Here is a 25,240-nt window from a genome sequence, read left to right on the forward strand (position 1 = left end):
GGCGGTTTCTAGGGGTCGTCGCAACACGTGGTCGTGTTGGTCAGGCCGCGAGTAGTTTATGCAGGCGCTCGGCCGGGGTTTCCCAGCCGAGCGTTTTGCGTGGGCGGCGGTTGAGCTGGTCGGCGACGGCGGCCAGGTGCTCGGGGTCGTGGACGGACAGGTCGGTGCCTTTGGGGAAGTACTGCCGCAGCAGGCCGTTGGTGTTCTCGTTCGAGCCGCGCTGCCAGGGGCTGGCGGGGTCGCAGAAGTAGACCGGGATGTCGGTGGCGAGGGTGAACTGCGCGTGGCGGGCCATCTCGCTGCCCTGGTCCCAGGTCAGGGACCGCATCAGCTGGGCGGGCAGGGTCTGGACGGTGGCGGTCAGGGCAGTCAGGACGGCCTCGGCTCCGTGGTCGCCGGGCAGGTGCAGGAGCATGACGTAGCGGGTGGCGCGTTCGACCAGGGTGCCGATCGCGGACCTGCCGTCCTTGCCGATGATCAGGTCGCCCTCCCAGTGGCCGGGAACGGCCCGGTCCTCCACCTCGGCGGGCCGTTCGCTGATCATCACCATCGGGGTGGTGAAACGCGGCTGGCGGCAGTTCGCCTGCCGCTGGGGTCTGCGGCGGGCCCGCCCGGAGCGCAGGGCGCCGGCCAGCTCGCGCCGCAGCTGACCCCTGCCCTGGACATAAAGTGCCTGATAGACGGTCTCGTGGACCACGTGCATCTCCGGCCGCTGGGGGAACTGTGTCCGCAGAGCGTGGCATATCTGCTCCGGGCTCCACTTCTCGTCCAGCATCGTCTGGACGGCGTCCCGCAGCTCGGGGTTCCGGAGGATCTTGCGGGGCTTGGGGCGGGGACGGCGGGCGTCGGCGCGGGCCTGGGCGGCGTGCGGGCGGTAGTGCCACTGGCCGCGTGTGCCGTCGGTGCGGTTGCGGCGGATCTCCCGGCTGACCGTGGACGGACTTCGGCCCAGCTCCGCGGCGATCGCCCGTACCGTGGCCTTCTCCCGCAGCCGGTCCGCGATGTGGATCCGCTCGTCCTCGCTCAGGTATCGGGACGGACCGGAAGCCGGCACCACCAGATTGATCGGTGGTACCGGCTTCCGGTTGCGTTCCCCGGAGCGGCCGTTGCGCCACTTCCGACCGGTCCGCTCATCGATGCCGACAATCCGGCACGCTTCGGTGTTGCTGTATCCCTGCCGCACGAGCCGGGAGTATGCCTCCCGCTCCCGGGACAACTTCTTACGCCCCTGCGGTGTCCGGTCCGCTCGGATCTGGAAGTCCATCGCACCCCTTGAACTGGGGTGTTGCGACAACCACTAGAACCAACGAGGAGGGCCGGGCGACGGACCGCGGCGCGCGGATGTCCCGGCTCGGGCTGCACCCCCGGCTCGGCCGGGCCCTGCTCGACGGGACGGCCGAGGTCGGGGCGCGGCGGGCGGCCGAGGTGGTGGCGCTGCTGAGCGAGGAGCCGCCCCGGGAGTACGGGGACGACCTGGCGGCGGCCTGGCGCGGGGCGCGCCGGGGCGGCGACGGGTACGCGGCGCGCTGGAAGGCGGAGGTCCGGCGCCTCGAACGATCGGCCGGCGAGGAGGCCGGCGGCGCGGAGGACGCGCGGACCGGATCCCTGGACGCAGGCGGCGGAGAGGATGCGGTGGCGGGTCTGGTGACGGCACTGGCGTTCCCGGAGCGGGTGGCGCGGGCGCGGGAGCAGAGCGGCCTGCTGATGGTGTCGGGCACGGGGGCGCGGCTGGCCGAGGGCTCGCGGCTGGGGTCGAGTCCGTGGCTGGCCGTGGCGGTGGCGGACCGGACTGCGCAGAGCGCCACGGCACGGGTGCGGCTGGCCGCCGTGGTGGACGAGGAGGTGGCGCGGCGCGCGGCGGGGCATCTGCTCAGCGCCGGCGAGGAGGTCCACTGGGAGGACGGGGACGTGGTGGCCCGGTCGGTGGAGCGGCTGGGGGCGGTGGAGCTGACCGTCCGCCCGCTGCGGAACGGCGCGGATCCGGCGCTGGTGCGGGAGGCGCTGCTGGACGGGCTGCGCCGCGAGGGCACGGGGCTTCTGCGCTGGAACCGGGACGCGGAGGAGTTGCGCGCCCGACTGGCCTTCCTTTACCGGGAGTTGGGCGAGCCGTGGCCGGACGTGTCGGAGGAGGCCCTGCTCGGCCGGGCCGCCGACTGGCTGGAGCCGGAGCTGTCGCGGGCGCGTCGGCGGGCCGATCTGGGGCGGATCGACGCCGGTGAGGGGATACGGCGGCTGCTGCCGTGGGCGACGGGCGAGGCGCTGCGCCTCGACGAGCTGGCGCCGGAGCGGATCGAGGTGCCGAGCGGTTCGCGGATACGGGTGGAGTACGGCGGGGAGCGGCCGGTGCTGGCGGTGAAGCTGCAGGAGATGTTCGGGCTCGCGGAGACGCCGCGGGTGGCCGGGGTTCCGGTCCTGGTGCATCTGCTCTCCCCCGCCGGCCGGCCGGCGGCGGTGACGTCCGATCTGGCCTCGTTCTGGCGGGACGGCTACCGGGCGGTGCGTGCGGAGCTGCGCGGACGCTATCCGAAGCATCCATGGCCGGAGGACCCTTCGGCGGCCCAGCCGACCCGGCACACCAGTGCCCGGCTCAGACGGGAGCGGTGAGAGGCGCCGGCCCGGAGCCGGTGTCCGGTCCCGGGCCCGCCGCCCGGGCCCGGCGGGAGCGGGCTTCGAGCCAGAAGGAGAGGGCGAGCAGGAGGAGGGCGAGGACGGTGAAGGTCCACGGGAGATAGGAGACGAGCATCAGCACCATCAGCCGATTGCCTTCGACCAGGTCGACGACGTGGGCGATGTAGTCCTCGCGCATCTTCACGTGACCCTCGAAGACGGTGACGGTGTCCTGGCCCATCAGGGCGCGGGCGTTGCGGAGCTCCTCCTTGTGGATCTCCTCGCCGTTGACGGGAGCGCCGGTCACGGGGTCGACCCAGAACATGCGCTTGGTGGTGTACCAGCGGGTGAGGCCGGTCTTGGCGAGGACGCCGGGGTCGATGTCGATGGGCATCGTCTTGGGCATGGGGACCTTGGTCCAGGGGATGGTCTGCTCGAAGTAGTAGACCTCCAGTCCGCGGAAGGTGCGGGTGCCCTGGTAGTGGATGGGGGCGGAGGTGCGGGTCTGGGCGTCGAAGTACCGGTAGTCCCGCTTCTCGGTGAGGAAGGGCCACTTGAACTCGATGCCCTCGCGGCGCACCGGGTCGCCGTCGACCGTCTCGCCGGTGGCGTGGACGGGGTCCTGGGTGTGGGCGTCGAAGATGTAGCGCTCGGGGATCTTGGAGACCATCTTGCCGTCGGGGCCGAGGACGTAGGAGAGGGAGTCCCAGACGACGACGTCGCGGCCGGCGTCGCGTTCGATCTTCCTCGACTCCTCCACGTTGCCCTTGAGGGTCTGGACGATGGTGATCCGGTCGACCTTCTTCGCCTTGAGCGTGGAGTAGTCGAGCAGGGTCGCGGGCTTCGCCTCCAGGACCGTCTCCTGGTACTGGTTCGGCGGGATCTTGGCCAGGCGCGGGAAGGCGTACCAGCGCATCGTGGGGGCCATGGCGGCGAAGAAGACGGCGAAGGCGAGCAGGACGAGGCTGGCGCGGCGGCGCATCGGGCGGCCCCTCACTTCTTGGGGCCCGGATCGGCGGTGAGCAGGGGCTTCGGCGAGGTGGGACCGTCCGGCGGCAGATCGACGAAGGAGACGAGGAGGATGAACAGGAGGACGGGAACGAGTCCGATGACGGCGGCGGCAAGGGCGCGCAAGGTCGGCCTCCCGGTGCTCGATCTGATGCGTCGTCAGGGCGGGGGCACCGTAGCAACGTCGCCGCGAGATGAGAACACGTCGCACCGGGAACACGTGCGCCGCCCTCGCGTCCGGCGGGGACGCGAGGGCGGCGCGGTGACGAGCAGGAGACCGGGGTGGTCCTTTCGCCCTCAGGCGGTCAGGAGGTCGGCGTGGGCTCCGGGGTGCCGCCCGTGGACGAAGAGGGCGACGGCGTCGGGGTCGGCTCCGGCTCGGGTTCCGGGGCGGTGACCGTGATCGTGATCGTGACGGAGCCGCCGCCGGGCGCGGTCAGCCGCAGCACGAAGGTGCCGGTCTTGTCGCCGGCGTGGATGTCCGGCAGCTCGTACGTGCCGTCGGCGCGGGTCTTCAGACCGGTCAGGGTGCGCACCGCGGTGCCGTCGGCGTCCTTGAAGTAGGGGCCGTCGGTGGCGGGCTGCGGGTCGGTCGCGGACGTGACGAACGTGGCGGTGAGGGCGACACCGGCGGCGGCGGCCCCGCCGTCGGTGGCCTTGACCGTGACCGGGCCGGTGACGGTGCCGCCGGTGGTGGCGGCGAGCTCCTTGGCGTCGACGTGGGTGAGGGTGTCGGCGGAGCGCTCGGTGACGGTCGCGGCGAACTCGACGGCGTTCAGGGCGCGTCCCACGACGGTGGCGCTGACCTTGAAGCCGCCGGTCTGCTCGCCGGCCTTCAGGGTCGGCGCGACGGCCTTGCCGTTCGACCCGGTGACGGCGGTGACCTCGCGGGCGCCGACGGCGAAGCGGGCGTCGGTCTCGTCGCTGATCCGGAAGCGCACCTGGACGCCGGCGACCGGCTTGCCGGCCAGGTCGACGGCGAGCACCGTCGGCCGCGTGGTGAAGGTGGTGCCGGCGGTGGCGCTGAGGGCGGTGGCACCGTCCTTGTTCAGGCGCGCCACCTTGGCCGCCGGATCGGTGGTGGGCGGCGTGGTCGGCTTGGTGGGCGTCGGCTCGGCGGGCTTGGACGGGCTCGGCTTCGGCGTGGTCGGCTTCGGCTTCGGCGTCACGGGGGCCGTCGGCGTCGGGCGGGCGCCGGGCGTGGTGCGCGGGTTGTCGCTGCGGTCGCCCGGGAGCACCCCGGTGCCGTCGGGCACCTGGTGGCTGCCACGCTTGTAGTACTCGAACCAGGACAGGACCGTGTTCAGGTACTCGCGGGAGCGGTTGTAGCTGAGGATGGCCTTGTCCAGGTCGGCCTTGACGGCGAGGTTGCGGCCGTTGGCGCAGAGGTAGAGGCCGGCGGCCTGGGCCGCGTCGTAGATGTTGTTCGGGTCCTTCTTCCCGTCGCCGTTGGCGTCCTGGCCCCAGGTGGCCCAGGTGGACGGGATGAACTGCATCGGGCCGACCGCCCGGTCGTGGACGCTGTCGCCGTCGTAGGCGCCGTTGTCGGTGTCGGAGATGTTCGCGAAGCCGACACCGTTGAGGACCGGGCCGAGGATAGGCGAGTTCGTGGTGCCGTTGGCGTCGACGGCTCCGCCGCGCGCCTGCCCCGACTCGACCTTGCCGATGCCGGCGAGCAGCTGCCAGGGGAGGTTGCAGTCGGGGTCGGTGGAACGTATCGACTGCTCGGCGCGCTGGTAGGCGGCGAGGACGGACGCGGGTATGCCGGCTTCGGCCGGGCCGGTGATGACCGGCAGCGTGCCGGCCGGAGAGCCCGGCTTGTTGGGCGTGTTCAGCGGGGGCAGTTCCGTGTAGTACGGAGAGTCGCCGGAGGCCGAGCCGTCCGGGGTCGTGGCGGTGTCGCCGGTCCCGATCGGCACGTCACCACTCGCTCCGTCGGTGGGCGGCTGGGTCGTGCCCGGCCCCTGAGAGGCGGCCAGCGCCGCGACCGCCGCGGCCACCACCGCACCGCTCGTGGCTCCCCTGCGCAGCCGACGGCCCAAGTGCCCTGCCATACGTGTGGTCCCTCCCCGAGTCCCGCGTCCGCGCTCCCCGCGCGGGTCCGACCCGCCGACCCTATGCCAACTCCGAGGTCCGGCACACCGGCCCCTGACCGTGTTTCACGGTTTCGTCACCACTTGGCCGTCCCGGCTTTCGGCGCGGGGCGGTCATGAATACTTGACCGGCACATCGAAACGAGGGGGAGCAGTCCGGTGCCTTTCACGCTCAGTCATGCCGCCGCGGTACTCCCGGGACTTCGGCGGGATGCCACGGCACGGGGTCCGTTGGTGGCGTCGGCACTGGTCGCGGGTTCGTTCTCACCCGACATGACCTATTTCACGGCCTCTGTCGTGCCCGGTGCGATGCGGTTCGGGAACGTGACCCACTCCTTCCTCGGAGTCGTCACCGTCGACGTGCTCATCACCGCCGTGGTGGTGGCGCTGTGGCTGACGGTGCGTGAGCCGCTGGTGGCGCTGCTGCCGCGGCGGTGGCGCGGGCGGGTGCACGGCTTCGTACGCGGCCGGCCGTGGCGGGAGCGCCGCCCGGTGGCGCTCGTCTGCTGGTTCTCCGTGTCGGCGGCCGCCGGCGCGACGACGCACGTCGTGTGGGACGCCTTCACCCATCTCGACCGCTGGGGCACACGGCTGATCCCGGTGCTCGGCGACGTGGTGGGCGGGTTCCCCGTCTATCTGTACGCGCAGTACGGGGGTTCGGCCCTGGCGCTGGTGCTGCTGGGCTGGTTCACGCTGCGGGCGCTGCGCGCGGCCCCCGCCGACGGGCCGACGCCGTCTCCCGGCCGGGTCCCGGTCCTCGACCGGCGCGGGCTGCTGATCGCTTGGGGCGTGATCGGCGCGTGCGTGGCGATCGGAGTGGTCCAGCGGGTGCTGCGCTTCTACGCGTACGGGCTCGAGGTCGGCACCCCGTTCGACATCATCCCGACGATCTGCTTCGGGGCGGGGTCGGGGCTGGCGCTGGGCGTCGTGCTGTACGGGGTGGGGGCGCGGGTGTGGTCGGCGACGCGACCGGCTTCCCGGGCGGGGGCCGAGGCCGGCCGCGGGGACGGCTCGGCGGCGGGGTCGGAGGCCGGCCGCGGGGACGGCCCGGCGGCGGGCCGACGCCCCGAACCCGTCGGCCCGGACCGCCGCTGACCGGCCCGACGGCACTCGCTCCCGCCCTCGGTGCCGTACGACGTCCCTTGTCGGCCTCCCCGCACCTGGACGGTCACTCCGTACAGCGCGGCGCCCTGGTGGTGCGGGCAGGTGCGGGGCGCGGAGGCGCCGCTGAGGGCGCCGTCCCGTGTGCCCATCCGTCCCGCCCTCGGGACGATCGCCCACACGGAGGTGTGCGCCGGGCCCGCGCGGGAGGACCACCACGACACCGCCCCGCGCGGTGAGGTATGTCCGTCGCGGGGGTCCGCCTGGTGCCGGAGTGGGTGGGGGTGGGGTCAGTGGGCTGCTGAGTCCCAGTTGGGGCCTACGCCCACCGAGACGTCCAGGGGGGCTCGGAGGTCCACGGCGTGGGACATGTGGGTGCGGACGAGGGACTCGACCTCCGCGCGTTCGCCGGGGGCGAGTTCCAGGACGATTTCGTCGTGGACCTGGAGGAGCATGCGGGAGGCGAGACCGGCCTCGGTCAGCGCGCGGTCGACGCTCAGCATGGCGACCTTGACGATGTCCGCCGCCGTGCCCTGGATCGGCGCGTTGAGCGCCATGCGCTCGGCGGCCTCGCGGCGCTGGCGGTTGTCGCTGTTGAGGTCCGGGAGGTAGCGGCGGCGGCCGAGCATCGTCTCCGTGTAGCCGGTGGCCCGGGCCTCGTCGACGACCCGGCGGAGGTAGTCGCGCACCCCTCCGAAGCGCTCGAAGTAGGTGTCCATCAGGCCGCGCGCCTCGGCAGGCTCGATGCCCAGCTGCTGGGAGAGGCCGAAGGCGGAGAGGCCGTACGCCAGGCCGTACGACATGGCCTTGATCTTGCGGCGCATCTCCGCGTCGACGGCGGACCGCTCGACGCCGAAGACCTGCGAGGCGACCGTGGTGTGCAGGTCCTCGCCGGAGGTGAAGGCCTCGATCAGGCCCTCGTCCTCGGAGAGGTGGGCCATGACGCGCAGCTCGATCTGGCTGTAGTCGGCCGTCATCAGCGCCTCGAAGCCCTCGCCGACGACGAAGCCGTGCCGGATGGCGCGGCCCTCGTCGGTGCGGACCGGGACGTTCTGCAGGTTCGGGTCGGTGGAGGAGAGGCGGCCCGTGGCGGCGACGGTCTGGCTGAAGGTGGTGTGGATGCGGCCGTCCGCCGCGACGGTCTTGATCAGGCCCTCGACCGTGGACCGCAGGCGGGCCTGCTCACGGTGGCGGAGCATGATCACCGGCAGCTCGTGCTCGGTCTGGCCGGCCAGCCAGGCGAGCGCGTCGGCGTCCGTCGTGTAGCCGGTCTTGGTCTTCTTGGTCTTCGGCAGGTTGAGCTCGCCGAAGAAGACCTCCTGGAGCTGCTTGGGCGAGCCGAGGTTGAACTCGTGGCCGACGGAGGCGTGGGCCTCCTTGACCGCCTGCTGCACCGCGCCCGCGAACTGCTGCTCCAGGGCCTCCAGGTGGTCCCGGTCGGCGGCGATGCCGTGCCGCTCCAGGCGGGCGAGGAGGGCGGAGGTGGGCAGTTCGACCTCGTGGAGGAGCTCCTTGGCGCCGACCTCGGCGAGCTTCTCCTCGAAGGCCGCACCGAGGTCCAGGATCGCCCGGGCCTGGCTCATCAGGGCCTCGGCCTCGGCGGTGTCCTCGGCGCCGAACGCGAGCTGGCCGTCGGCGGCCGCGGCGGGCGCGAGCTCCCGCCCCAGGTACTCGACGGACAGCGCGTCCAGGGCGAAGGAGCGGCGGCCGGGCTTCACCAGGTACGCGGCGAGCGCGGTGTCCATGGTGACGCCGGCGACGCTCCAGCCGTGCTCGGGGAAGACCCGCATGGCGCCCTTGGCGTTGTGCATGACCTTGGGGCGGGCGGGGTCGGCGATCCACTCCGACCAGGCCTTCTCGTCCGCGGCGTCCAACCGGCTCGGGTCGAACCAGGCGGCGGCGCCGTCGCCCGAGGCGAGGGCGATCTCCGAGACGTTCCCGGTGCCGAGGGCCCAGCTGTCGACGGTGGCGATGCCGAGGGGCCGCGCGCCGTGCTCGGCGAACCAGCCGGCGAGCTCGCCGGTGTCGAGGACGGTGAAGTCGAGCTCGACGCCGGGCGCGGGCGCCGGGGCGGCCTGCTCGGCGGCGCCGGGGTCGACGGCGAGGAGCCGCTCGCGCAGCGAGGGGTTGCGGATCTCCAGGGTGTCGAGGACGAGCGCGACGGCCGTGCGGTCGTACGGCTCGCGGGCGAGGTCCGCCACGGTCTTCGACAGCTCGACGTCGCGGACCATCTCGGTGAGGCGACGGTTGAGCTTCACCGACTCCAGGTGGTCACGGAGGTTCTGGCCGGCCTTGCCCTTGACCTCCTCGGCGCGCTCCACCAGTTCGGCGAAGGACCCGAACTGGTTGATCCACTTCGCGGCGGTCTTCTCGCCGACGCCGGGGATGCCGGGCAGGTTGTCCGACGGGTCGCCGCGCAGGGCGGCGAAGTCGGGGTACTGGGAGGGCGAGAGCCCGTACTTCTCCTGGACCTTCTCCGGGGTGAAGCGGGTCAGCTCGGAGACGCCCTTGGTGGGGTAGAGGACCGTGGTGTGCTCGGAGACCAGCTGGAAGGAGTCCCGGTCGCCGGTGACGATCAGGACCTCGAAGCCGGCGGCCTCCGCCTGGGTGGCGAGGGTGGCGATCACGTCGTCCGCCTCGAAGCCCTCGACGGCGAAGCGCGGCGCGTGCATCGCGTCGAGCAGCTCGCCGATCAGCTCGACCTGCCCCTTGAACTCGTCGGGCGTCTTCGAGCGGTTCGCCTTGTACTCGGGGAACTCGTCGGAGCGCCAGGTCTTGCGGGACACGTCGAACGCGACGGCGAAGTGCGTGGGCGCCTCGTCGCGGAGCGTGTTCGCCAGCATCGACGCGAAGCCGTAGATGGCGTTCGTCGGCTGCCCCGTCGCGGTCGTGAAGTTCTCCGCGGGCAGCGCGAAGAACGCCCGGTATGCCAGCGAATGCCCGTCCATGAGCATGAGCCGGGGGCGCGTCTCGTCGGTCTTCTCGGTCTTCTTCGATGCTGTCTCAGCCACGGAACGATCCTCCCACGGACCACTGACATTCCCGCCCGCGCACGGCGACCGCGGCGGCCCGGCCGCGATCCCGACCGGGCCTCCGGCGTCCCCGCGGGGCTCCGGCGTCCCCGCGGGGCTCCGGCTGTCGGTGGTCCGTGACAGGATCGGAGACGTACGACACTCGTCACCGCTCAAGGGAGAGCGCGATGGTCAGCAAGCCGCCCGTCGGCGACCCGGTCCAGGACGCGCCGCAGGTCGCGGCGCCGCAGCACGCCGCGGCCGGGCTGCCCGCCGTCGCCCACACCCTGCGGATCGCGCAGGCCCAGATGGGCGTGCGGCGGACCGCGCGGACCCTGCTCAAGGTCAACCAGAAGGACGGCTTCGACTGTCCCGGCTGCGCGTGGCCCGAGGGCGACAAGCGTCATGTGGCGGAGTTCTGCGAGAACGGGGCGAAGGCGGTCGCCGAGGAGGCGACGCTGCGCCGGGTGACGCCGGAGTTCTTCGCCACGCACCCGGTGGCGGACCTGGCGACGCGCAGCGGCTACTGGCTGGGCCAGCAGGGCCGGATCACGCAGCCGGTGTACCTGCCGGAGGGCGCCGACCGCTACGAGCCGGTGAGCTGGGAGCAGGCGTTCTCGATCATCGCGGAGGAGCTGACGGCGCTCTCCTCCCCCGACGAGGCGCTGTTCTACACCTCGGGCCGCACCAGCAACGAGGCCGCGTTCCTGCTCCAGCTGTTCGCCCGCGAGTTCGGCACCAACAACCTTCCGGACTGCTCCAACATGTGCCACGAGTCCTCGGGCTCGGCGCTGACCGAGACGATCGGCATCGGCAAGGGCAGCGTGTCCCTGGAGGACCTGCACCGGGCCGACCTGATCATCGTGGCCGGGCAGAACCCGGGGACGAACCATCCGCGGATGCTGTCGGCGCTGGAGAAGGCGAAGGCGGCGGGCGCGCGGATCATCTCGGTGAACCCGCTGCCCGAGGCCGGTCTCGAGCGGTTCAAGAACCCGCAGACGGCGCAGGGCATGTTCAGGGGCGCCGCGCTCACCGACCTCTTCCTGCAGATCCGCATCGGCGGCGACCAGGCGCTGTTCCGCCTGCTCAACAAGCTGGTCCTGGAGACGGAGGGCGCCGTCGACGAGGCCTTCGTCCGGGAGCACACCCACGGGTACGAGGAGTTCACGGCGGCCGCGCGGGCGGCCGACTGGGACGAGACGCTCGCGGCGACCGGCCTGTCCCGGCCGGAGATCGAGCGGGCCCTGGAGATGGTCCTCGCCTCGGAGCGGACGATCGTCTGCTGGGCGATGGGGCTCACCCAGCACAAGCATTCCGTGCCGACCATCCGCGAGGTGGTCAACTTCCTGCTGCTGCGCGGCAACATCGGGCGGCCGGGTGCCGGCGTGTGCCCGGTGCGCGGTCACTCGAACGTGCAGGGCGACCGCACGATGGGGATCTTCGAACGGCCCGCGCCGGCCTTCCTCGACGCCCTGGACAAGGAGTTCGGGATCGTCTCGCCGCGCCACCACGGCTTCGACGTGGTGCGGTCCATCCAGGCGCTGCGCGACGGCGAGGCGAAGGTCTTCTTCGCGATGGGCGGCAATTTCGTCGGGGCGACGCCGGACACGGAGGTCACCGAGGCGGCGATGCGGAACGCGCGCCTGACGGTGCACGTGTCCACGAAGCTGAACCGCTCGCACGCGGTCACCGGCACGCGCGCGCTGATCCTGCCGACGCTGGGCCGCACGGACAAGGACGTGCAGAAGAGCGGCCGGCAGGTCGTGACCGTCGAGGACTCGATGGGCCTGGTGCACGCCTCGCGCGGCAACCTGCCGCCGGCGAGCCCGCACCTGCTGTCCGAGCCGGCGATCGTGGCGCGGATGGCACGGGCGGTCCTGGGCGGGGGCTCCGCGACGCCGTGGGAGGAGTTCGAGGCGGACTACGCGCGGATCCGCGACCGCATCGCGCGCGTGGTGCCCGGTTTCGAGGACTTCAACGCCCGGCTGGCCGCCGACCCGGGCGGCTTCGCGCTGCCGCACGCGCCGCGCGACGAGCGGCGTTTCCCGACGAAGACCGGCAAGGCGAACTTCACGGCGGCGCCCGTGGAGTACCCGAGGGTGCCGGAGGGCCGGCTGCTGCTGCAGACGCTCCGCTCGCACGACCAGTACAACACCACGATCTACGGTCTCGACGACCGCTACCGGGGCATCACGGGCGGCCGGCGGGTGGTCCTGGTCCACCCGGACGACGCGGCGGCCCTGGGCTTCGCGGACGGCGCGTACGCGGATCTGGTGAGCGAGTGGACCGACGGCAGCGAGCGGCGGGCGCCCGGTTTCCGGGTGGTGCACTATCCGACGGCCCGGGGCTGCGCGGCGGCCTACTACCCGGAGACGAACGTGCTGGTGCCGCTGGAGTCGACGGCGGACGTCAGCAACACCCCCGCGAGCAAGTCCGTGATCGTGCGTCTGGAACAATCCGAGTCCGCCTAAGCGTTTGCTCAGGCGACGTGGAGTCCGCGAAGGACCAGTCGACCTCGACCAGCCGTACGACGACGAACGGAGCCCGGCCATGGGTGAGCAGCAGCATGTGAAGTTCCCGCAGGAGGTCATCGACGAGTACGCCTCGCTCGGCGTGGACCTGCCGGCGCTCTTCTCCGCCGGGCACCTGGGCAACCGGATGGGCGTGCAGATCGTGGAGGCCTCGGCCGAGCGAGTGGTCGGCACCATGCCGGTCGAGGGCAACACCCAGCCGTACGGGCTGCTGCACGGCGGCGCCTCGGCGGTGCTCGCCGAGACCCTGGGCTCGATCGGTTCCATGCTGCACGGCGGGGTGTCGAGGATCGCCGTGGGCGTGGACCTCAACTGCACGCATCACCGCGGGGTGCGGAGCGGCCTGGTGACGGGAGTCGCCACGCCGGTGCACCGGGGGCGGTCGACGGCGACGTACGAGATCGTCATCACGGACGAGCAGGACAGGCGGGTGTGCTCGGCGCGGCTGACGTGCATGCTGCGGGAGATCGGCGAGAAGGACGCGGGCAACCTGCCGGAGGCGGGGCGTGCCGGGGAGACCGGCGCGTAGGTTTCTCGTCTCAACTTCCCTTTCGCCAGGGGCTCTTGCCTCTCTCCGTGATAGCCGGTTCACTGGCGGTTCACCGACGAGGGGACTTCCGATGCGCGTCATTGCCGCGGCGCGGGCCGTCGCCGGGGGCGGGAACGGTCACCCGGTGTGCCCGGGGGCGGGCTCCGGCGCCCGTGGCGGCAGGGTGCTCGGGCTGTCTTCGGCCAAGATCGCGGAGTGCGGGAGTCGTGCGCCGGCGAGTGGGCGGCCGGGGGCTCGACGGCCGGAGCGGCCGGAGGCGCGGCACGGGTCGGACGGCGCCCATCCGGCCGGTGGTGCCCGCGCCTTGCCGAGGTCGTGCGGTCAACTGCCGTGAGCGGCAGGCCGCCGACCCCGGGCAGGGTCGCGTTCGCCGTTGTCCTGAGCGGGTGCGTGCTGATGTCGGCGGGTGGGTGCGAGGGGGGTCGCGAGCCCGCGGTGGCGCCGTCGGCTCGTACCAGTTCGCCCGCGGACGTGTGCACAAGTCTCGTGTCGTACTGGGTGAAAGAGGCACTGAGGGGCAGCAAGTGGGCGGGGCTCGACTGGGAGCAGAAGGGGATGTCGAACGAGCAGTACGGGATCCACGACGAGGTGCTCGTCGCGGCGCGGGCGGAGGAGCGCCGCGCGGGCCGCGAGGCGGCCTTCGCGCTGACCGACCGTGAGACCCGGCGGCGCTGCGAGGCGGCGAAGGGGGCGACGGGAAGTTCGGAGAACTGGCGACCGCCCAGCGAACAGCGCGTACCCACCAGCGGTTACCGGCCATCCGTGCCGTGACTCTGCGTGACGTTCCCCTGGGGTGGGAACGGAGGGGGAGCGGAGGATTCCGCTCAGCCGCGCCGTTCGCTGAGATCACACGGGGTGTCCGGTATCCGGACAGCCCCTCGGCTGCACCGTCAGGACCATGATCCACCCAAGCCCCTTAGCGGAACTGGGCGTTCTCAGTATGTGAACACCGGGCTCCTGACCCATTCGCCCTGGTTTGCCCACCGCCTGCACACCGGTTCCCCCTGTCGGCATAACAAGACAGTCACATCCTCACTTCGGCGCTCCCGGTCCTTCCCCAGCTGCGCTTAGAGTCACGGCCAGTCACCGCGCCGCCGGGCGCCTCCTCTGCACGGCCCCGCTCCACCAGTACGGCCCGGCATCGAAAACGGCACCTCTAGCTACACAGCTTCACGGCACCGCCTCAGCTTGAGGGGGCCGCGCCAGGGAAAGGAATCTTCGTGCGACACCGTTCTTTGCTCATCCTGACCAGCGTGCTCACCACGGGTGCGCTCACCCTCACCGCCTGCGGTTCGCGTGACGAGGGCAAGGGCAGCGGCGACAACGCCGGCGGCACCACCACCGTCGTCATCGGTGTGGACGCCCCGCTCACCGGTTCGCTTTCCGCCCTGGGCCAGGGCATCAAGAACTCCGTGGACCTGGCGGTCCAGACCGCCAACAAGAACAAGGAAGTCCCGGGCGTCACCTTCAAGATCGAGGCCCTCGACGACCAGGCCGTGCCGGCCTCCGGTCAGGCCAACGCCACCAAGCTGGTCGGCAACAAGGACGTCCTCGGCGTGGTCGGTCCGCTGAACTCCGGCGTCTCCCAGCAGATGCAGGGCGTCTTCTCCTCCGCCAACCTGGCGCAGGTCTCCCCCGCCAACACCAACCCGTCGCTGTCGCAGGGTGACAACTGGGGCAAGGGCGAGTTCAAGCGCCCCTTCAAGACCTACTTCCGCACCGCCGCCACCGACGTGGTCCAGGGCAAGTTCGCCGCCCAGTACCTCTTCAAGGACGCGGGCAAGAAGAAGGTCTACGTCGTCGACGACAAGCAGACCTACGGCGCCGGCCTCGCGGCGATCTTCACCGACGAGTTCAAGCGTCTCGGCGGCCAGGTCGTCGGCACCGACCACGTGACCGTGAAGGAGACCGACTTCTCCTCCACCGCCGACAAGGTCAAGTCCTCCGGCGCCGACTCCGTCTACTTCGGCGGCCAGTACCCCGAGGGCGGCCTGCTCTCCGACCAGATCAAGAAGACCGGCGCCAAGGTCCCGGTCATGGGCGGCGACGGCATCTACGACCCGGCCTTCATCAGCGCCTCCGCCGAGGCCAACGACGGCGACCTGGCCACCTCGATCGGCTACCCGGTCGAGAAGCTCGACACCGCCAAGAAGTTCATCGAGAACTACAAGGCGGCCGGCTACAAGGACCCGTACGCGGCCTACGGCGGCTACTCCTACGACGCCGGCTGGGCGATCATCCAGGCCGTCAAGGCCGTCGTCGCGGCGAACAACGGCAAGCTGCCCGAGGACGCCCGCGCCAAGGTCACCGAGGCCCTGGGCAAGGTCTCCTTCGACGGTGTGACCGGCAAGGTCTCCTTCGACGAGTTCGGCGACACCACCAACAAGCAGCTCACGGTCTACAAGGTCGAGGGCGGCAAGTGGATCGACGTCAAGAGCGACACCTTCAACCAGTAGGCACCACCCTCCCGGCGCACCGCCGAGTGCCCCGGCGCCGGGAACCTCCCCTCACGAACTGAACACCACCGCGCGAGGGCGCAAACAGCGCCCTCGCGCGGAGTCTTATCCGACAAGCTCATCGGAGGCCTGCGGTGCACGAACTGCCGCAACAGCTGGCCAACGGTCTGGCCCTCGGTGCCCTCTACGGCCTCATCGCCATCGGGTACACCATGGTCTACGGCATCGTCCAGCTCATCAACTTCGCCCACGGCGAGATCTTCATGATCGGGGGCTTCGGCGCCCTCACCACCTACACCGCTCTGCCGAGCGGAACGTCCCTTCTGGTGGCGATCCCGCTCATGATCCTCGGTGGCGCGATCGCCTCCGTGGCCGTCGCCACCGCCGCCGAGCGGTTCGCCTACCGCCCTCTGCGCGGCGCCCCCCGCCTCGCCCCCCTCATCACCGCGATCGGTCTCTCCATCGCGCTCCAGCAGCTGGTCTGGCAGTTCTACCCGGACGCCAAGAAGGCCGTCAGCTTCCCCGAGTTCAAGGGTGAGGCCTTCCAGATCACCGATGGCCTCCAGATCCAGCGGGCCGACGCCTTCATCCTCGCCCTCGCGCCGCTCTGCATGCTCGCCCTCGGCCTCTTCGTCTCGAAGAGCCGCAGCGGCCGCGCCATGCAGGCCACCGCGCAGGACCCCGACACCGCGAAGCTGATGGGCATCAACACCGACCGCATCATCGTCATGGCCTTCGCCATCGGTGCCGCGTTCGCCGCCGTCGCGGCCGTCGCCTACGGCCTCGACAAGGGCCAGATCAACTTCGAGATGGGCTTCATCCTCGGCCTCAAGGCCTTCACCGCGGCCGTCCTCGGCGGCATCGGCAACATCTACGGCGCGATGGTCGGCGGCGTCGTCCTCGGCATCGCCGAGTCCCTCTCGATCGCCTACATCGAGGACATCCCCGGCATGCAGCAGCTCGGCGGCGGTGCCTGGTCCAACGTGTGGGCCTTCGTCCTCCTCATCCTCGTACTCCTCGTGCGGCCCCAGGGCCTGCTCGGCGAGCGCGTCGCGGACAGGGCGTGAGCACCATGAGCGAGAACACCCTCACCACCGAGACCACCGCCGTGGCCAAGACGACCACAGGGCCCGCCACGCTGCTGTGGGCGATCGTCGCCGGCGCCGTCGCGACCGTCGCCAGCACCTTCCTCGCCTGGACGTGGACCACCGCCTTCCCCGGCAACCTCACGGTCTACGGCTACCCCGCCCCGCTCCAGATGCTGACGCTCGTCGGAGCCGTGCTCACCGCCGCCTACGCGCTCGCCGCGCTCGGCATCAAGGGCTTCGGCTGGCTGATCCCGACCGGTGCCCGCAAGGCGCTGTGGATCCTGGCCCTGGGCACCTTCGTCACCACCCTGTTCACCGCGATATCGATCATCGTCGAGCTGGGTGCCCTCGTGGACCTGGAGCCCGGTGCCGGCGTCGCCGTCGTCGCCGCTGCCGTCCCGGCGATCGCCGCGTACCTGCTGCCCGACGACACCCGCAAGGCCGCGCCCGCCAAGCCGCTGCCCTCCTGGGCCGAGATCCTCGTCATCGTCGGTGCCTTCGCCGTCGGTCTCTACGTCGTCACCTTCGGCATCGACACCGACGACTCGGAGCCGCAGCTCTTCATCGCGTACCTGATCCTCGTCGGCTTCGCCGCGACCGCCCTGGTCAAGTCCGGTCTCACCCAGCGGCTCACGCGGATCACCGCGCGCAACCGCCAGGTGACGGTCGCCTCCAGCCTCGTCATGGCGATCGCCTTCCCGTTCCTGCAGCAGAGCGGCGACACGTACACGCTGATCGCGGTCAACATCCTGATCTTCGCGACCGTCGCCCTCGGCCTGAACATCGTGGTCGGCCTCGCGGGTCTGCTCGACCTCGGTTACGTCGCCTTCCTCGGTGTCGGCGCGTACACCGCGGCCCTGGTCTCCGGCGCCACCTCCTCCGCCTTCGGAGTCCAGTTCCCCTTCTGGGCCGCCGCCCTCACCGGCATGGCCACCTCGCTGATCTTCGGCGTCGTCATCGGCGCCCCGACCCTGCGGCTGCGCGGCGACTACCTGGCCATCGTGACCCTCGGCTTCGGTGAGATCTTCCGCATCGCCATGGGCAACCTGGACGGCACCTCCGGCCCCCGGATCACCAACGGCCCGAACGGCATCCCGAACATCCCGCACCTGGAGTTCTTCGGGTACAACTTCGGCGAGTCGCACACGGTCCTCGGCATCGAACTCGGCGCGTACGCGAACTACTACCTGCTCATGATCCTGGTCATGGCGCTGGTCGTGCTCGTCTTCTCCCGCGCCGGCAACAGCCGCATCGGCCGCGCCTGGGTCGCGATCCGCGAGGACGAGACCGCCGCGACCGCGATGGGCATCAACGGCTTCCGGGTGAAGCTCGTCGCCTTCGCCCTCGGCGCGGCCCTGGCCGGCCTCGCGGGCACCGTGCAGGCGCACGTCAACACCACGGTGGTCCCGGAGAACTACATGTTCGCCGGTCCCGTCCCGCCGAACTCGGCGTTCCTGCTCGCGGCCGTCATCCTCGGCGGCATGGGCACGATCACCGGCCCCATCGTCGGCTCGGCCCTGCTCTTCCTGATCCCGGCCAAGCTGCAGTTCCTCCAGGACTACCAGCTCCTCGGCTTCGGCATCGCCCTGATCCTGCTGATGCGCTTCCGTCCCGAGGGCCTCATCGCCAACAAGCGGGCGCAGCTGGAATTCCACGAGAACGACGACGACCAGCTCGCCGTACCGGAGCAGCGCCAGTCCGCCGAGGCGGGCACGCAGGCCGACGGCACGGCGAAGGCGGGGGCGTGAACGACATGACGACCACCACCGAGACCGGGGCCGCGAAGACGGCGACGGCCGCGACCGTCCTCGACGCCAGCGGCGTGACCATGCGCTTCGGCGGTCTGACCGCCGTCCGCAACGTCGACCTGACCGTGCGCGAGGGCGAGATCGTCGGCCTGATCGGCCCGAACGGCGCCGGCAAGACCACCTTCTTCAACTGCCTGACCGGCCTGTACGTCCCCACGGAGGGCCAGGTCAGCTACAAGGGCACGGTCCTGCCGCCGAAGCCGCACCTGGTCACCCAGGCCGGCATCGCCCGTACCTTCCAGAACATCCGTCTCTTCTCCAACATGACGGTCCTGGAGAACGTCCTCGTCGGACGTCACACCCGGACCAAGGAGGGCCTGTGGTCCGCGCTGCTGCGCGGCCCCGGCTTCAAGAAGGCGGAGGCCGCCTCCCGCGAACGGGCCATGGAACTCCTGGAGTTCGTGGGCCTCGCGAACAAGGCGGAGCACCTGGCGCGCAACCTGCCGTACGGCGAGCAGCGCAAGCTGGAGATCGCCCGCGCGCTCGCCAGCGACCCCGGCCTGCTGCTCCTCGACGAGCCGACGGCCGGCATGAACCAGAGCGAGACCCGCACCACCGAGGAGCTGGTCTTCGCCATCCGCGACCGCGGCATCGCCGTCCTGGTCATCGAGCACGACATGAAGTTCATCTTCAAGCTGTGCGACCGGGTGGCCGTCCTGGTCCAGGGCGAGAAGCTCGTCGAGGGCACGGCCGAGGTCGTGCAGGGCGACGAGCGGGTCGTGGCCGCCTACCTGGGCACGCCGTACGAGGGCGCGCCGGGCGCGGCCGAGGTCGCCGAGGTCGAGGCCGCCGAAGCCCACGCGGAGGCCGAGGCCGCGGCCGAGGCGACTGCCGAGGCGGCGGAGGCCACCGACGACGCCGAGGCCGAGGACGCTCCGGCCGACGCCGACGCCGACGCCGACGCGGACTCCGACGACGCCGAGGCCGAGGCCGACGGCGGCGCTCCGGCCGACGCGGCTCCGGCGGACGCGGACGCGGCCGACGAGCAGCACAGCACCACCGAAGGAGACTCCAAGTGACCGCTCTTCTCGAGGTCGAGGACCTCAGGGTCGCCTACGGCAAGATCGAGGCCGTCAAGGGCATCTCCTTCTCCGTCGAACAGGGTCAGGTCGTGGCGCTGATCGGCACCAACGGTGCCGGCAAGACCACGACCCTGCGCACCCTGTCGGGTCTCCTCAAGCCCACCGCGGGCAAGATCGCCTTCGACGGCCAGGTGCTCAACGGCATCCCGGCCCACAAGGTGGTCTCGCTGGGCCTGGCCCACTCCCCCGAGGGCCGGCACATCTTCCCCCGGCTCAGCATCGCCGAGAACCTCCAGCTGGGCGCCTTCCTGCGCAGTGACAAGGACGGCATCGAGCGGGACATCCAGCGCGCCTACGACCTCTTCCCGATCCTGGGCGAGCGTCGCAAGCAGGCCGCGGGCACCCTCTCCGGCGGTGAGCAGCAGATGCTGGCGATGGGCAGGGCCCTGATGTCCCAGCCCAAGCTGCTGATGCTGGACGAGCCCTCGATGGGTCTGTCGCCGATCATGATGCAGAAGATCATGGAGACCATCGCCACGCTGAAGGCGGAGGGCATGACCATTCTGCTGATCGAGCAGAACGCGCAGGCCGCGCTGTCCCTCGCGGACTACGCGTACGTGCTGGAGGTCGGCTCGATCAAGCTGTCCGGCACCGGCCAGGAGCTGCTCGTCAACGACGACGTCCGCAAGACGTACCTCGGCGAGGAGTAGGCGCCACCCCAGACGGAAGACCCGCCCCACGACGACGTGGGGCGGGTCTTCTTCCGTATGCGGAGCGTCCGCGATGCGGAGTGTCCGCGGCGGTGCGCTCGCGCGCCTACTGCTCCTTGGCCTTCGCGGCCTTCTTCTCCTCCGCGTCCTCGATGACCGCCTCGGCGACCTGCTGCATCGACATGCGACGGTCCATGGAGGTCTTCTGGATCCAGCGGAACGCGGCGGGCTCGGTCAGCCCGTACTGGGTCTGCAGGATCGACTTGGCCCGGTCGACGAGCTTGCGGGTCTCCAGGCGCTGGGAGAGGTCGGCGACCTCCTTCTCCAGGGCGCGCAGCTCGGCGAAGCGGGAGACGGCCATCTCGATGGCCGGCACGACGTCGCTCTTGCTGAACGGCTTCACCAGGTACGCCATGGCGCCGGCGTCCCGGGCGCGCTCGACGAGCTCGCGCTGGGAGAAGGCGGTGAGCATGAGGACCGGGGCGATGGACTCGCCGGCGATCTTCTCCGCGGCCGAGATGCCGTCGAGGACGGGCATCTTCACGTCGAGGATGACCAGGTCGGGCCGGTGCTCGCGGGCGAGCTCCACGGCCGTGGCCCCGTCGCCTGCCTCGCCGACGACGGTGTAGCCCTCCTCCTCCAGCATCTCTTTGAGGTCGAGGCGGATGAGGGCCTCGTCCTCGGCGATGACGACGCGGGTCGTCAGCGGCGGGACGTGCGACGCGGTCTCGGCGTCGTCGGCGGCGGGCTGGGGCGACTCGGGGGCGGTCACGGGGGCTCCTCGTTGCTGGCCTCGATGCAAGGCGGTGCTGCACATGAAGGGTACCTAGCTGCCACAGCACTTCCGCACCGGGTACACTCCGATCAGCTGTCTGGCCGGGTTGGTGGAACGGTATACACGGAGGTCTCAAACACCTCTGCCCGTGAGGGCTTGCGGGTTCGAGTCCCGCACCCGGTACAGCTGAAAGTGGAGGTTCACCTGGTCGTGGACCTCCACTTTTCGTTACACGGGATCACGGCCGATCACCCAAAGCAACCACATGGACGCCCATGTCGGCCCGGTACCGACCACCGTCAGTTCGTGACGGGGTCCCCGATGTGGTGGACCCGGACCATGTTGGTCGAGCCCGGGACGCCCGGCGGGGAGCCGGCCGTGATGACCACGATGTCACCCTTCTCGCAGCGGCCGATGCGCAGCAGCTCCTCGTCGACCTGGGCGACCATGGCGTCGGTCGAGTCGACGTGCGGGCCGAGGAAGGTCTCCACGCCCCAGGTGAGGTTGAGCTGGGAGCGGGTCGCCGGGTCGGGGGTGAAGGCGAGCAGCGGGATCGGCGAGCGGTAGCGGGAGAGCCGCTTGACGGTGTCGCCGGACTGGGTGAAGGCGACCAGGAACTTCGCCCCGAGGAAGTCGCCGATCTCGGCGGCGGCGCGGGCGACCGCGCCGCCCTGGGTGCGGGGCTTGTTGCGCTCGGTCAGCGGCGGGAGGCCCTTGGCGAGGATGTCCTCCTCCGCCGCCTCGACGATGCGGCTCATGGTGCGCACGGTCTCGATCGGGTACTTGCCGACGCTGGTCTCGCCGGAGAGCATCACGGCGTCGGTGCCGTCGATGACGGCGTTGGCGACGTCGGAGGCCTCGGCGCGGGTGGGGCGGGAGTTCTCGATCATCGAGTCGAGCATCTGGGTGGCGACGATGACCGGCTTGGCGTTCCGCTTGGCGAGCTTGACCGCGCGCTTCTGGACGATCGGCACCTGCTCCAGGGGCATCTCGACGCCCAGGTCGCCGCGGGCCACCATGATGCCGTCGAAGGCGGCGACGATGTCCTCGATGTTGTCCACGGCCTGGGGCTTCTCGATCTTGGCGATGACCGGGACCCGGCGGCCCTCCTCGGCCATGATCCGGTGGACGTCCTCCACGTCGCGGCCGCTGCGGACGAAGGACAGGGCGATGACGTCGGCGCCGGTGCGCAGGGCCCAGCGGAGGTCGTCGACGTCCTTCTCGGACAGGGCCGGCACGGAGACGGCGACTCCGGGCAGGTTGAGGCCCTTGTTGTCGGAGACCAGGCCGCCCTCGACGACGCGGGTGTGCACACGGGGCCCGTCGACGGAGGTGACCTCCAGGGTGACGCGGCCGTCGTCGACGAGGATGCGCTCACCCGCGGCGACGTCCTCCGCGAGGCCGGCGTAGGTGGTTCCGCAGCGGTGGCGGTCGCCCTGGACCGGCTCGACGGTGATGGTGAACTCGTCGCCGCGTTCAAGGAGTACGGGCCCCTCGCGGAATCGTCCCAGCCGGATCTTCGGGCCTTGAAGGTCGGCGAGGACGCCCACGCTGCGGCCGGTCTCCTCCGCGGCCTTGCGGACGCGCTGGTAACGCTCCTCGTGCTCCGCGTAGCCGCCGTGGCTGAGGTTGAAGCGGGCCACGTCCATTCCGGCCTCGACCAACGCCTTGATCTGGTCGTATGTTTCGGTGGCGGGCCCAAGGGTACAAACGATTTTTGCTCGGCGCATAGGACGAGACTAGGCCTTACCAGCTGGTAGCGAAGGGGCCGCGCATGACTACTCAACAACCTTTCGGTGAAAGGTTGTTGACAAGTCTTGAATGTGTGCGGCGGGCTGCTCCGATGAGCGGAATACGGCCCGGGAAGCGGTTCGTCTCAGAGTGCGGGCGGCGCCATCGTGAACCGCGCCGCGACCTCCGCGGTGACCGTCTGCCGCTGCGGTTCCAGGTCCAGCGGGGCGGGCGCGTCCGCCGCCTCGGCGGCGAAGGCCATGCGCATGCCGCCGGCCGGCGCGGGCATGCCCGGCGCGAGCCCGGTGTCGGAGAGTTCGAGCAGCGCGACCAGCGAGGTGTCGAGCGCCCGCGCGTATTCGCGTGCCCGTCGCACCGCATCCCGTACGGCCTGCCGACGGGCCTCCGCGTGGGCCGGCGAGTCCGGGCGCAGCGACCACCACGGGCCGTCGACCCGTGTCCACTCCAGGTCGGCGAGCCGCGTGCTCAGCTCGCCGAGGGCCGAGAAGTCGGTGAGCTCGGCCGTCAGGTGCACCCAGCCCTGGTAGGCGCGCACCCGCTCGCCGCGGCCGTGCCGGACGGGCTCGGGCGTGACGGACAGGGCGCCGGTCTCCAGCGTGGCGACCGCCTCGCCGTAGGACCTGACCAGGGCGATCGCCTCGGCGTTACGGGACGTCAGGGCGGCCAGGACCCCGGCCCGGTCGGCGCCCCGGGCGCGGACGGACACGCCGATGCGGGCGAGCTCCGGATCCACTTCGAGACGGCCCTCGCCACGGACCGTCACCTGGGGTGCGTCGGGGGTGGGGTGCGGCTGTGTCATGCCGAACACTTTCCCACTCCGTGACCCGTAGGGGCTGTTGCGACAGTGCCGTCTGAGCCAGAATCTACGCGCGTTGTGCGCCACCCTCGGCGCGGACGCCGCAGATCACAAGGGGAGAACACGCACATGCCGCTGAACCGCCGGGCCTTCCTGGAGAGCTCCGCAGCCGTCGGAGCCGGAGTCGCACTCACCGCCGGGGCCGCCGCCCCCGCCGAGGCCCACCCGGCCCGCCCCCGGCCGGCCAAGCGGTACTCCTTCACCGTGATGGGCACCACCGACCTGCACGGGAACGTCTTCAACTGGGACTACTTCACCGACAAGGAGTTCGACGACAAGGCGCACAACGACGTCGGCCTGGCGAAGATCTCCACCCTGGTGAACCAGGTGCGCGAGGCCAAGGGCCGCCGCAACACCCTGCTGATCGACGCCGGCGACACCATCCAGGGCACCCAGCTGTCCTACTACTACGCCAAGGTCGACCCGATCACCCGGGCCGGCGGCCCCGTCCACCCCATGGCCCGGGCCATGAACGCCATCGGCTACGACGCCGCCGCGCTCGGCAACCACGAGTTCAACTACGGCATCCCGGTGCTGCGGAAGTTCCAGGACCAGTGCGACTTCCCGCTGCTCGGCGCCAACGCGCTCGACGCGAGGACGCTGCGCCCCGCCTTCCCGCCGTACAGCATGCACTGCCTGCGCACGCCGCACGGCCGGGACGTCCGGGTCGCCGTGCTCGGCCTCACCAACCCCGGCATCGCCATCTGGGACAAGGCCAACGTCACCGGCAAGATGGTCTTCCCCGGCCTGGAGGAGCAGGCCGCGAAGTGGGTGCCGAAGCTGCGCTCCATGGGCGCCGACGTGGTGATCGTCTCCGCGCACTCCGGCTCCAGCGGCACCTCCTCGTACGGCGACCAGCTGCCGTACGTCGAGAACGCGGCCGGTCTCGTCGCCGAGCAGGTCCCCGGCATCGACGCGATCCTCGTCGGCCACGCCCACACCGAGATCCCCGAGTACCGGGTCAGGAACAAGGAGACCGGCAAGGACGTCGTCCTGTCCGAGCCGCTCAAGTGGGGCCAGCGCCTCACCCTCTTCGACTTCGACCTGGTGTGGCAGAAGGGCCGCTGGGTCGTCGAGAAGGCCGGCGCGCGCGTCCTCGACTCCAACACCGTGGGCGAGGACCCGGAGATCACCGCGCTGCTCTCCGACGAGCACAAGAAGGTCGTGGCGTACGTCAACCAGGTCATCGGCACCTCCACCGCCGCCATGACCACGGCCGACGCGCCGTGGAAGGACGAGCCGATCATCGACCTGATCAACATCGTGCAGGCCGAGACGGTGAAGGCGGCCCTGGCGGGCGGCGAGTACGCCGGCCTGCCCGTGGTCTCGCAGGCCTCCTGCTTCTCCCGCACGGCGCGCATCCCGTCCGGGGAGATCACCATCAAGGACGCCGCCGGGCTCTACCCCTTCGAGAACACCATGGAGGCCCGTCTGATGACGGGCGCCCAGCTGAAGGACTACCTGGAGTTCTCGGCGCGGTACTACGCCCGGACCCCGGCGGGCGTGCCGGTGGACACCGCGAAGCTGACCAACGCCGACGGCATCCCGGACTACAACTACGACGCCGTGTCGGGTCTGACGTACGAGATCGACATCGCGAAGCCGGCCGGTTCGCGGATCGTGAACCTGTCCTTCGAGGGCAGCCCGCTGGACCCGGCGGCGCGGTTCGTGCTCGCCGTCAACAACTACCGGGCGAACGGCGGCGGCGCGTTCCCGCACGTCGCCGCCGCCCCGCAGCTGTGGTCGAACTCGGACGAGATCCGCAACACCATCATCCAGTGGGTGCAGGCGAAGGGCACCGTCGACCCGGCCGCGTTCGCGTCGGTGGACTGGAAGCTGACCCGGGACGGCGTGCCGGTGTTCTAGGGCGGT

At 71.1% G+C, this 25,240-nt stretch carries 18 protein-coding genes, 1 tRNA gene and 1 pseudogene; 12 read left to right on the forward strand and 8 right to left on the reverse strand.

The window, feature by feature from the left end:
- Positions 1-40: 40 nt before the first annotated feature.
- The gene (locus ESG85_RS22530; protein WP_128977433.1) at positions 41-1,264 is read right to left on the reverse strand and encodes an IS30 family transposase; all 1,224 of its coding nucleotides are present in this window, start codon (positions 1,262-1,264) and stop codon (positions 41-43) included.
- A 50-nt stretch (positions 1,265-1,314) separates the two neighbouring features.
- Here ESG85_RS22530 and ESG85_RS22535 point away from each other — a divergent pair.
- Positions 1,315-2,604, forward strand: a pseudogene (locus ESG85_RS22535) (ATP-dependent helicase C-terminal domain-containing protein); the annotation flags it as partial.
- On the opposite strand, the gene pgfA reads toward ESG85_RS22535, so the two are convergent.
- The 3 genes from pgfA to ESG85_RS22550 all read right to left on the reverse strand — a co-directional run bounded on the left by pgfA (position 2,588) and on the right by ESG85_RS22550 (position 5,669).
- Positions 2,588-3,589: a cell envelope lipid trafficking protein PgfA gene (pgfA, locus tag ESG85_RS22540; protein WP_128982094.1), complete on the reverse strand. Its 1,002-nt coding sequence runs from the start codon at positions 3,587-3,589 to the stop codon at positions 2,588-2,590. The pseudogene ESG85_RS22535 and the gene pgfA sit on opposite strands and share 17 nt — an antisense overlap.
- Before the next feature lie 11 nt (positions 3,590-3,600).
- Positions 3,601-3,741 carry an SPW_0924 family protein gene (locus tag ESG85_RS22545; protein WP_128982096.1) on the reverse strand — a complete coding sequence of 47 codons (141 nt, stop codon included), beginning with the start codon at positions 3,739-3,741 and terminating at the stop codon, positions 3,601-3,603.
- Between the two features lie 179 nt (positions 3,742-3,920).
- Entirely contained in the window at positions 3,921-5,669 is a 1,749-nt protein-coding gene (locus tag ESG85_RS22550; RefSeq protein ID WP_128982098.1) for a lytic transglycosylase domain-containing protein, read from the reverse strand.
- 198 nt (positions 5,670-5,867) lie between these two features.
- Between ESG85_RS22550 and ESG85_RS22555 the strand changes: the two genes are divergently transcribed.
- Complete coding sequence (locus tag ESG85_RS22555; protein ID WP_128982100.1) at positions 5,868-6,803, forward strand: DUF4184 family protein; 936 nt, start codon at positions 5,868-5,870, stop codon at positions 6,801-6,803.
- A 296-nt stretch (positions 6,804-7,099) separates the two neighbouring features.
- On the opposite strand, the gene polA is transcribed toward ESG85_RS22555, so the two are convergent.
- Positions 7,100-9,820, reverse strand: coding sequence for a DNA polymerase I (gene polA / locus ESG85_RS22560; RefSeq protein ID WP_128982102.1), 2,721 nt, complete (start codon positions 9,818-9,820; stop codon positions 7,100-7,102).
- Positions 9,821-10,008: 188 nt separating this feature from the next.
- Here polA and ESG85_RS22565 point away from each other — a divergent pair, with 188 nt between their 5' ends.
- The 8 genes from ESG85_RS22565 to ESG85_RS22600 all read left to right on the forward strand — a co-directional run bounded on the left by ESG85_RS22565 (position 10,009) and on the right by ESG85_RS22600 (position 19,985).
- The gene (locus tag ESG85_RS22565) at positions 10,009-12,291 is read left to right on the forward strand and encodes an FdhF/YdeP family oxidoreductase (RefSeq protein ID WP_128982104.1); all 2,283 of its coding nucleotides are present in this window, start codon (positions 10,009-10,011) and stop codon (positions 12,289-12,291) included.
- Between the two features lie 79 nt (positions 12,292-12,370).
- Positions 12,371-12,880 (forward strand): PaaI family thioesterase, encoded by a 510-nt coding sequence (locus tag ESG85_RS22570; RefSeq protein ID WP_128982106.1) that lies wholly within the window; start codon positions 12,371-12,373, stop codon positions 12,878-12,880.
- 519 nt (positions 12,881-13,399) lie between these two features.
- Positions 13,400-13,672: a hypothetical protein gene (locus tag ESG85_RS36130; protein WP_246095220.1), complete on the forward strand. Its 273-nt coding sequence runs from the start codon at positions 13,400-13,402 to the stop codon at positions 13,670-13,672.
- Between the two features lie 449 nt (positions 13,673-14,121).
- On the forward strand, positions 14,122-15,357 hold the full coding sequence (locus ESG85_RS22580; protein ID WP_128982110.1) for a branched-chain amino acid ABC transporter substrate-binding protein: 1,236 nt from the start codon (positions 14,122-14,124) through the stop codon (positions 15,355-15,357).
- A 134-nt stretch (positions 15,358-15,491) separates the two neighbouring features.
- A complete protein-coding gene (locus tag ESG85_RS22585) occupies positions 15,492-16,424 on the forward strand; it encodes a branched-chain amino acid ABC transporter permease (protein ID WP_128982112.1) in 933 nt (310 codons plus the stop codon).
- A 5-nt stretch (positions 16,425-16,429) separates the two neighbouring features.
- A complete protein-coding gene (locus ESG85_RS22590; protein WP_128982114.1) occupies positions 16,430-18,193 on the forward strand; it encodes a branched-chain amino acid ABC transporter permease in 1,764 nt (587 codons plus the stop codon).
- Between the two features lie 5 nt (positions 18,194-18,198).
- Entirely contained in the window at positions 18,199-19,272 is a 1,074-nt protein-coding gene (locus ESG85_RS22595; RefSeq protein WP_128982276.1) for an ABC transporter ATP-binding protein, read from the forward strand.
- Positions 19,269-19,985 (forward strand): ABC transporter ATP-binding protein, encoded by a 717-nt coding sequence (locus ESG85_RS22600; protein WP_128982116.1) that lies wholly within the window; start codon positions 19,269-19,271, stop codon positions 19,983-19,985. Before ESG85_RS22595 ends, ESG85_RS22600 begins: the two co-directional genes overlap by 4 nt.
- 106 nt (positions 19,986-20,091) lie before the next feature.
- Here the strand turns inward: ESG85_RS22600 and ESG85_RS22605 are convergent, their stop codons facing one another.
- The gene (locus ESG85_RS22605; RefSeq protein WP_128982118.1) at positions 20,092-20,757 is read right to left on the reverse strand and encodes an ANTAR domain-containing response regulator; all 666 of its coding nucleotides are present in this window, start codon (positions 20,755-20,757) and stop codon (positions 20,092-20,094) included.
- A 103-nt stretch (positions 20,758-20,860) separates the two neighbouring features.
- Between ESG85_RS22605 and ESG85_RS22610 the strand changes: the two genes are divergently transcribed.
- Positions 20,861-20,943 (forward strand) — tRNA-Leu (locus tag ESG85_RS22610).
- A gap of 116 nt (positions 20,944-21,059) precedes the next feature.
- Here the strand turns inward: ESG85_RS22610 and pyk are convergent.
- Positions 21,060-22,490: a pyruvate kinase gene (gene pyk / locus ESG85_RS22615; RefSeq protein WP_128982120.1), complete on the reverse strand. Its 1,431-nt coding sequence runs from the start codon at positions 22,488-22,490 to the stop codon at positions 21,060-21,062.
- Between the two features lie 146 nt (positions 22,491-22,636).
- Positions 22,637-23,311: an SIMPL domain-containing protein gene (locus tag ESG85_RS22620; protein WP_128982122.1), complete on the reverse strand. Its 675-nt coding sequence runs from the start codon at positions 23,309-23,311 to the stop codon at positions 22,637-22,639.
- 126 nt (positions 23,312-23,437) lie between these two features.
- Here ESG85_RS22620 and ESG85_RS22625 point away from each other — a divergent pair, with 126 nt between their 5' ends.
- On the forward strand, positions 23,438-25,234 hold the full coding sequence (locus ESG85_RS22625) for a bifunctional metallophosphatase/5'-nucleotidase (RefSeq protein WP_128982123.1): 1,797 nt from the start codon (positions 23,438-23,440) through the stop codon (positions 25,232-25,234).
- Positions 25,235-25,240: the final 6 nt, after the last annotated feature.

Origin of the sequence: Streptomyces roseicoloratus (assembly GCF_004117935.1) — a bacterium.
Classification (GTDB): domain Bacteria; phylum Actinomycetota; class Actinomycetes; order Streptomycetales; family Streptomycetaceae; genus Streptomyces; species Streptomyces roseicoloratus.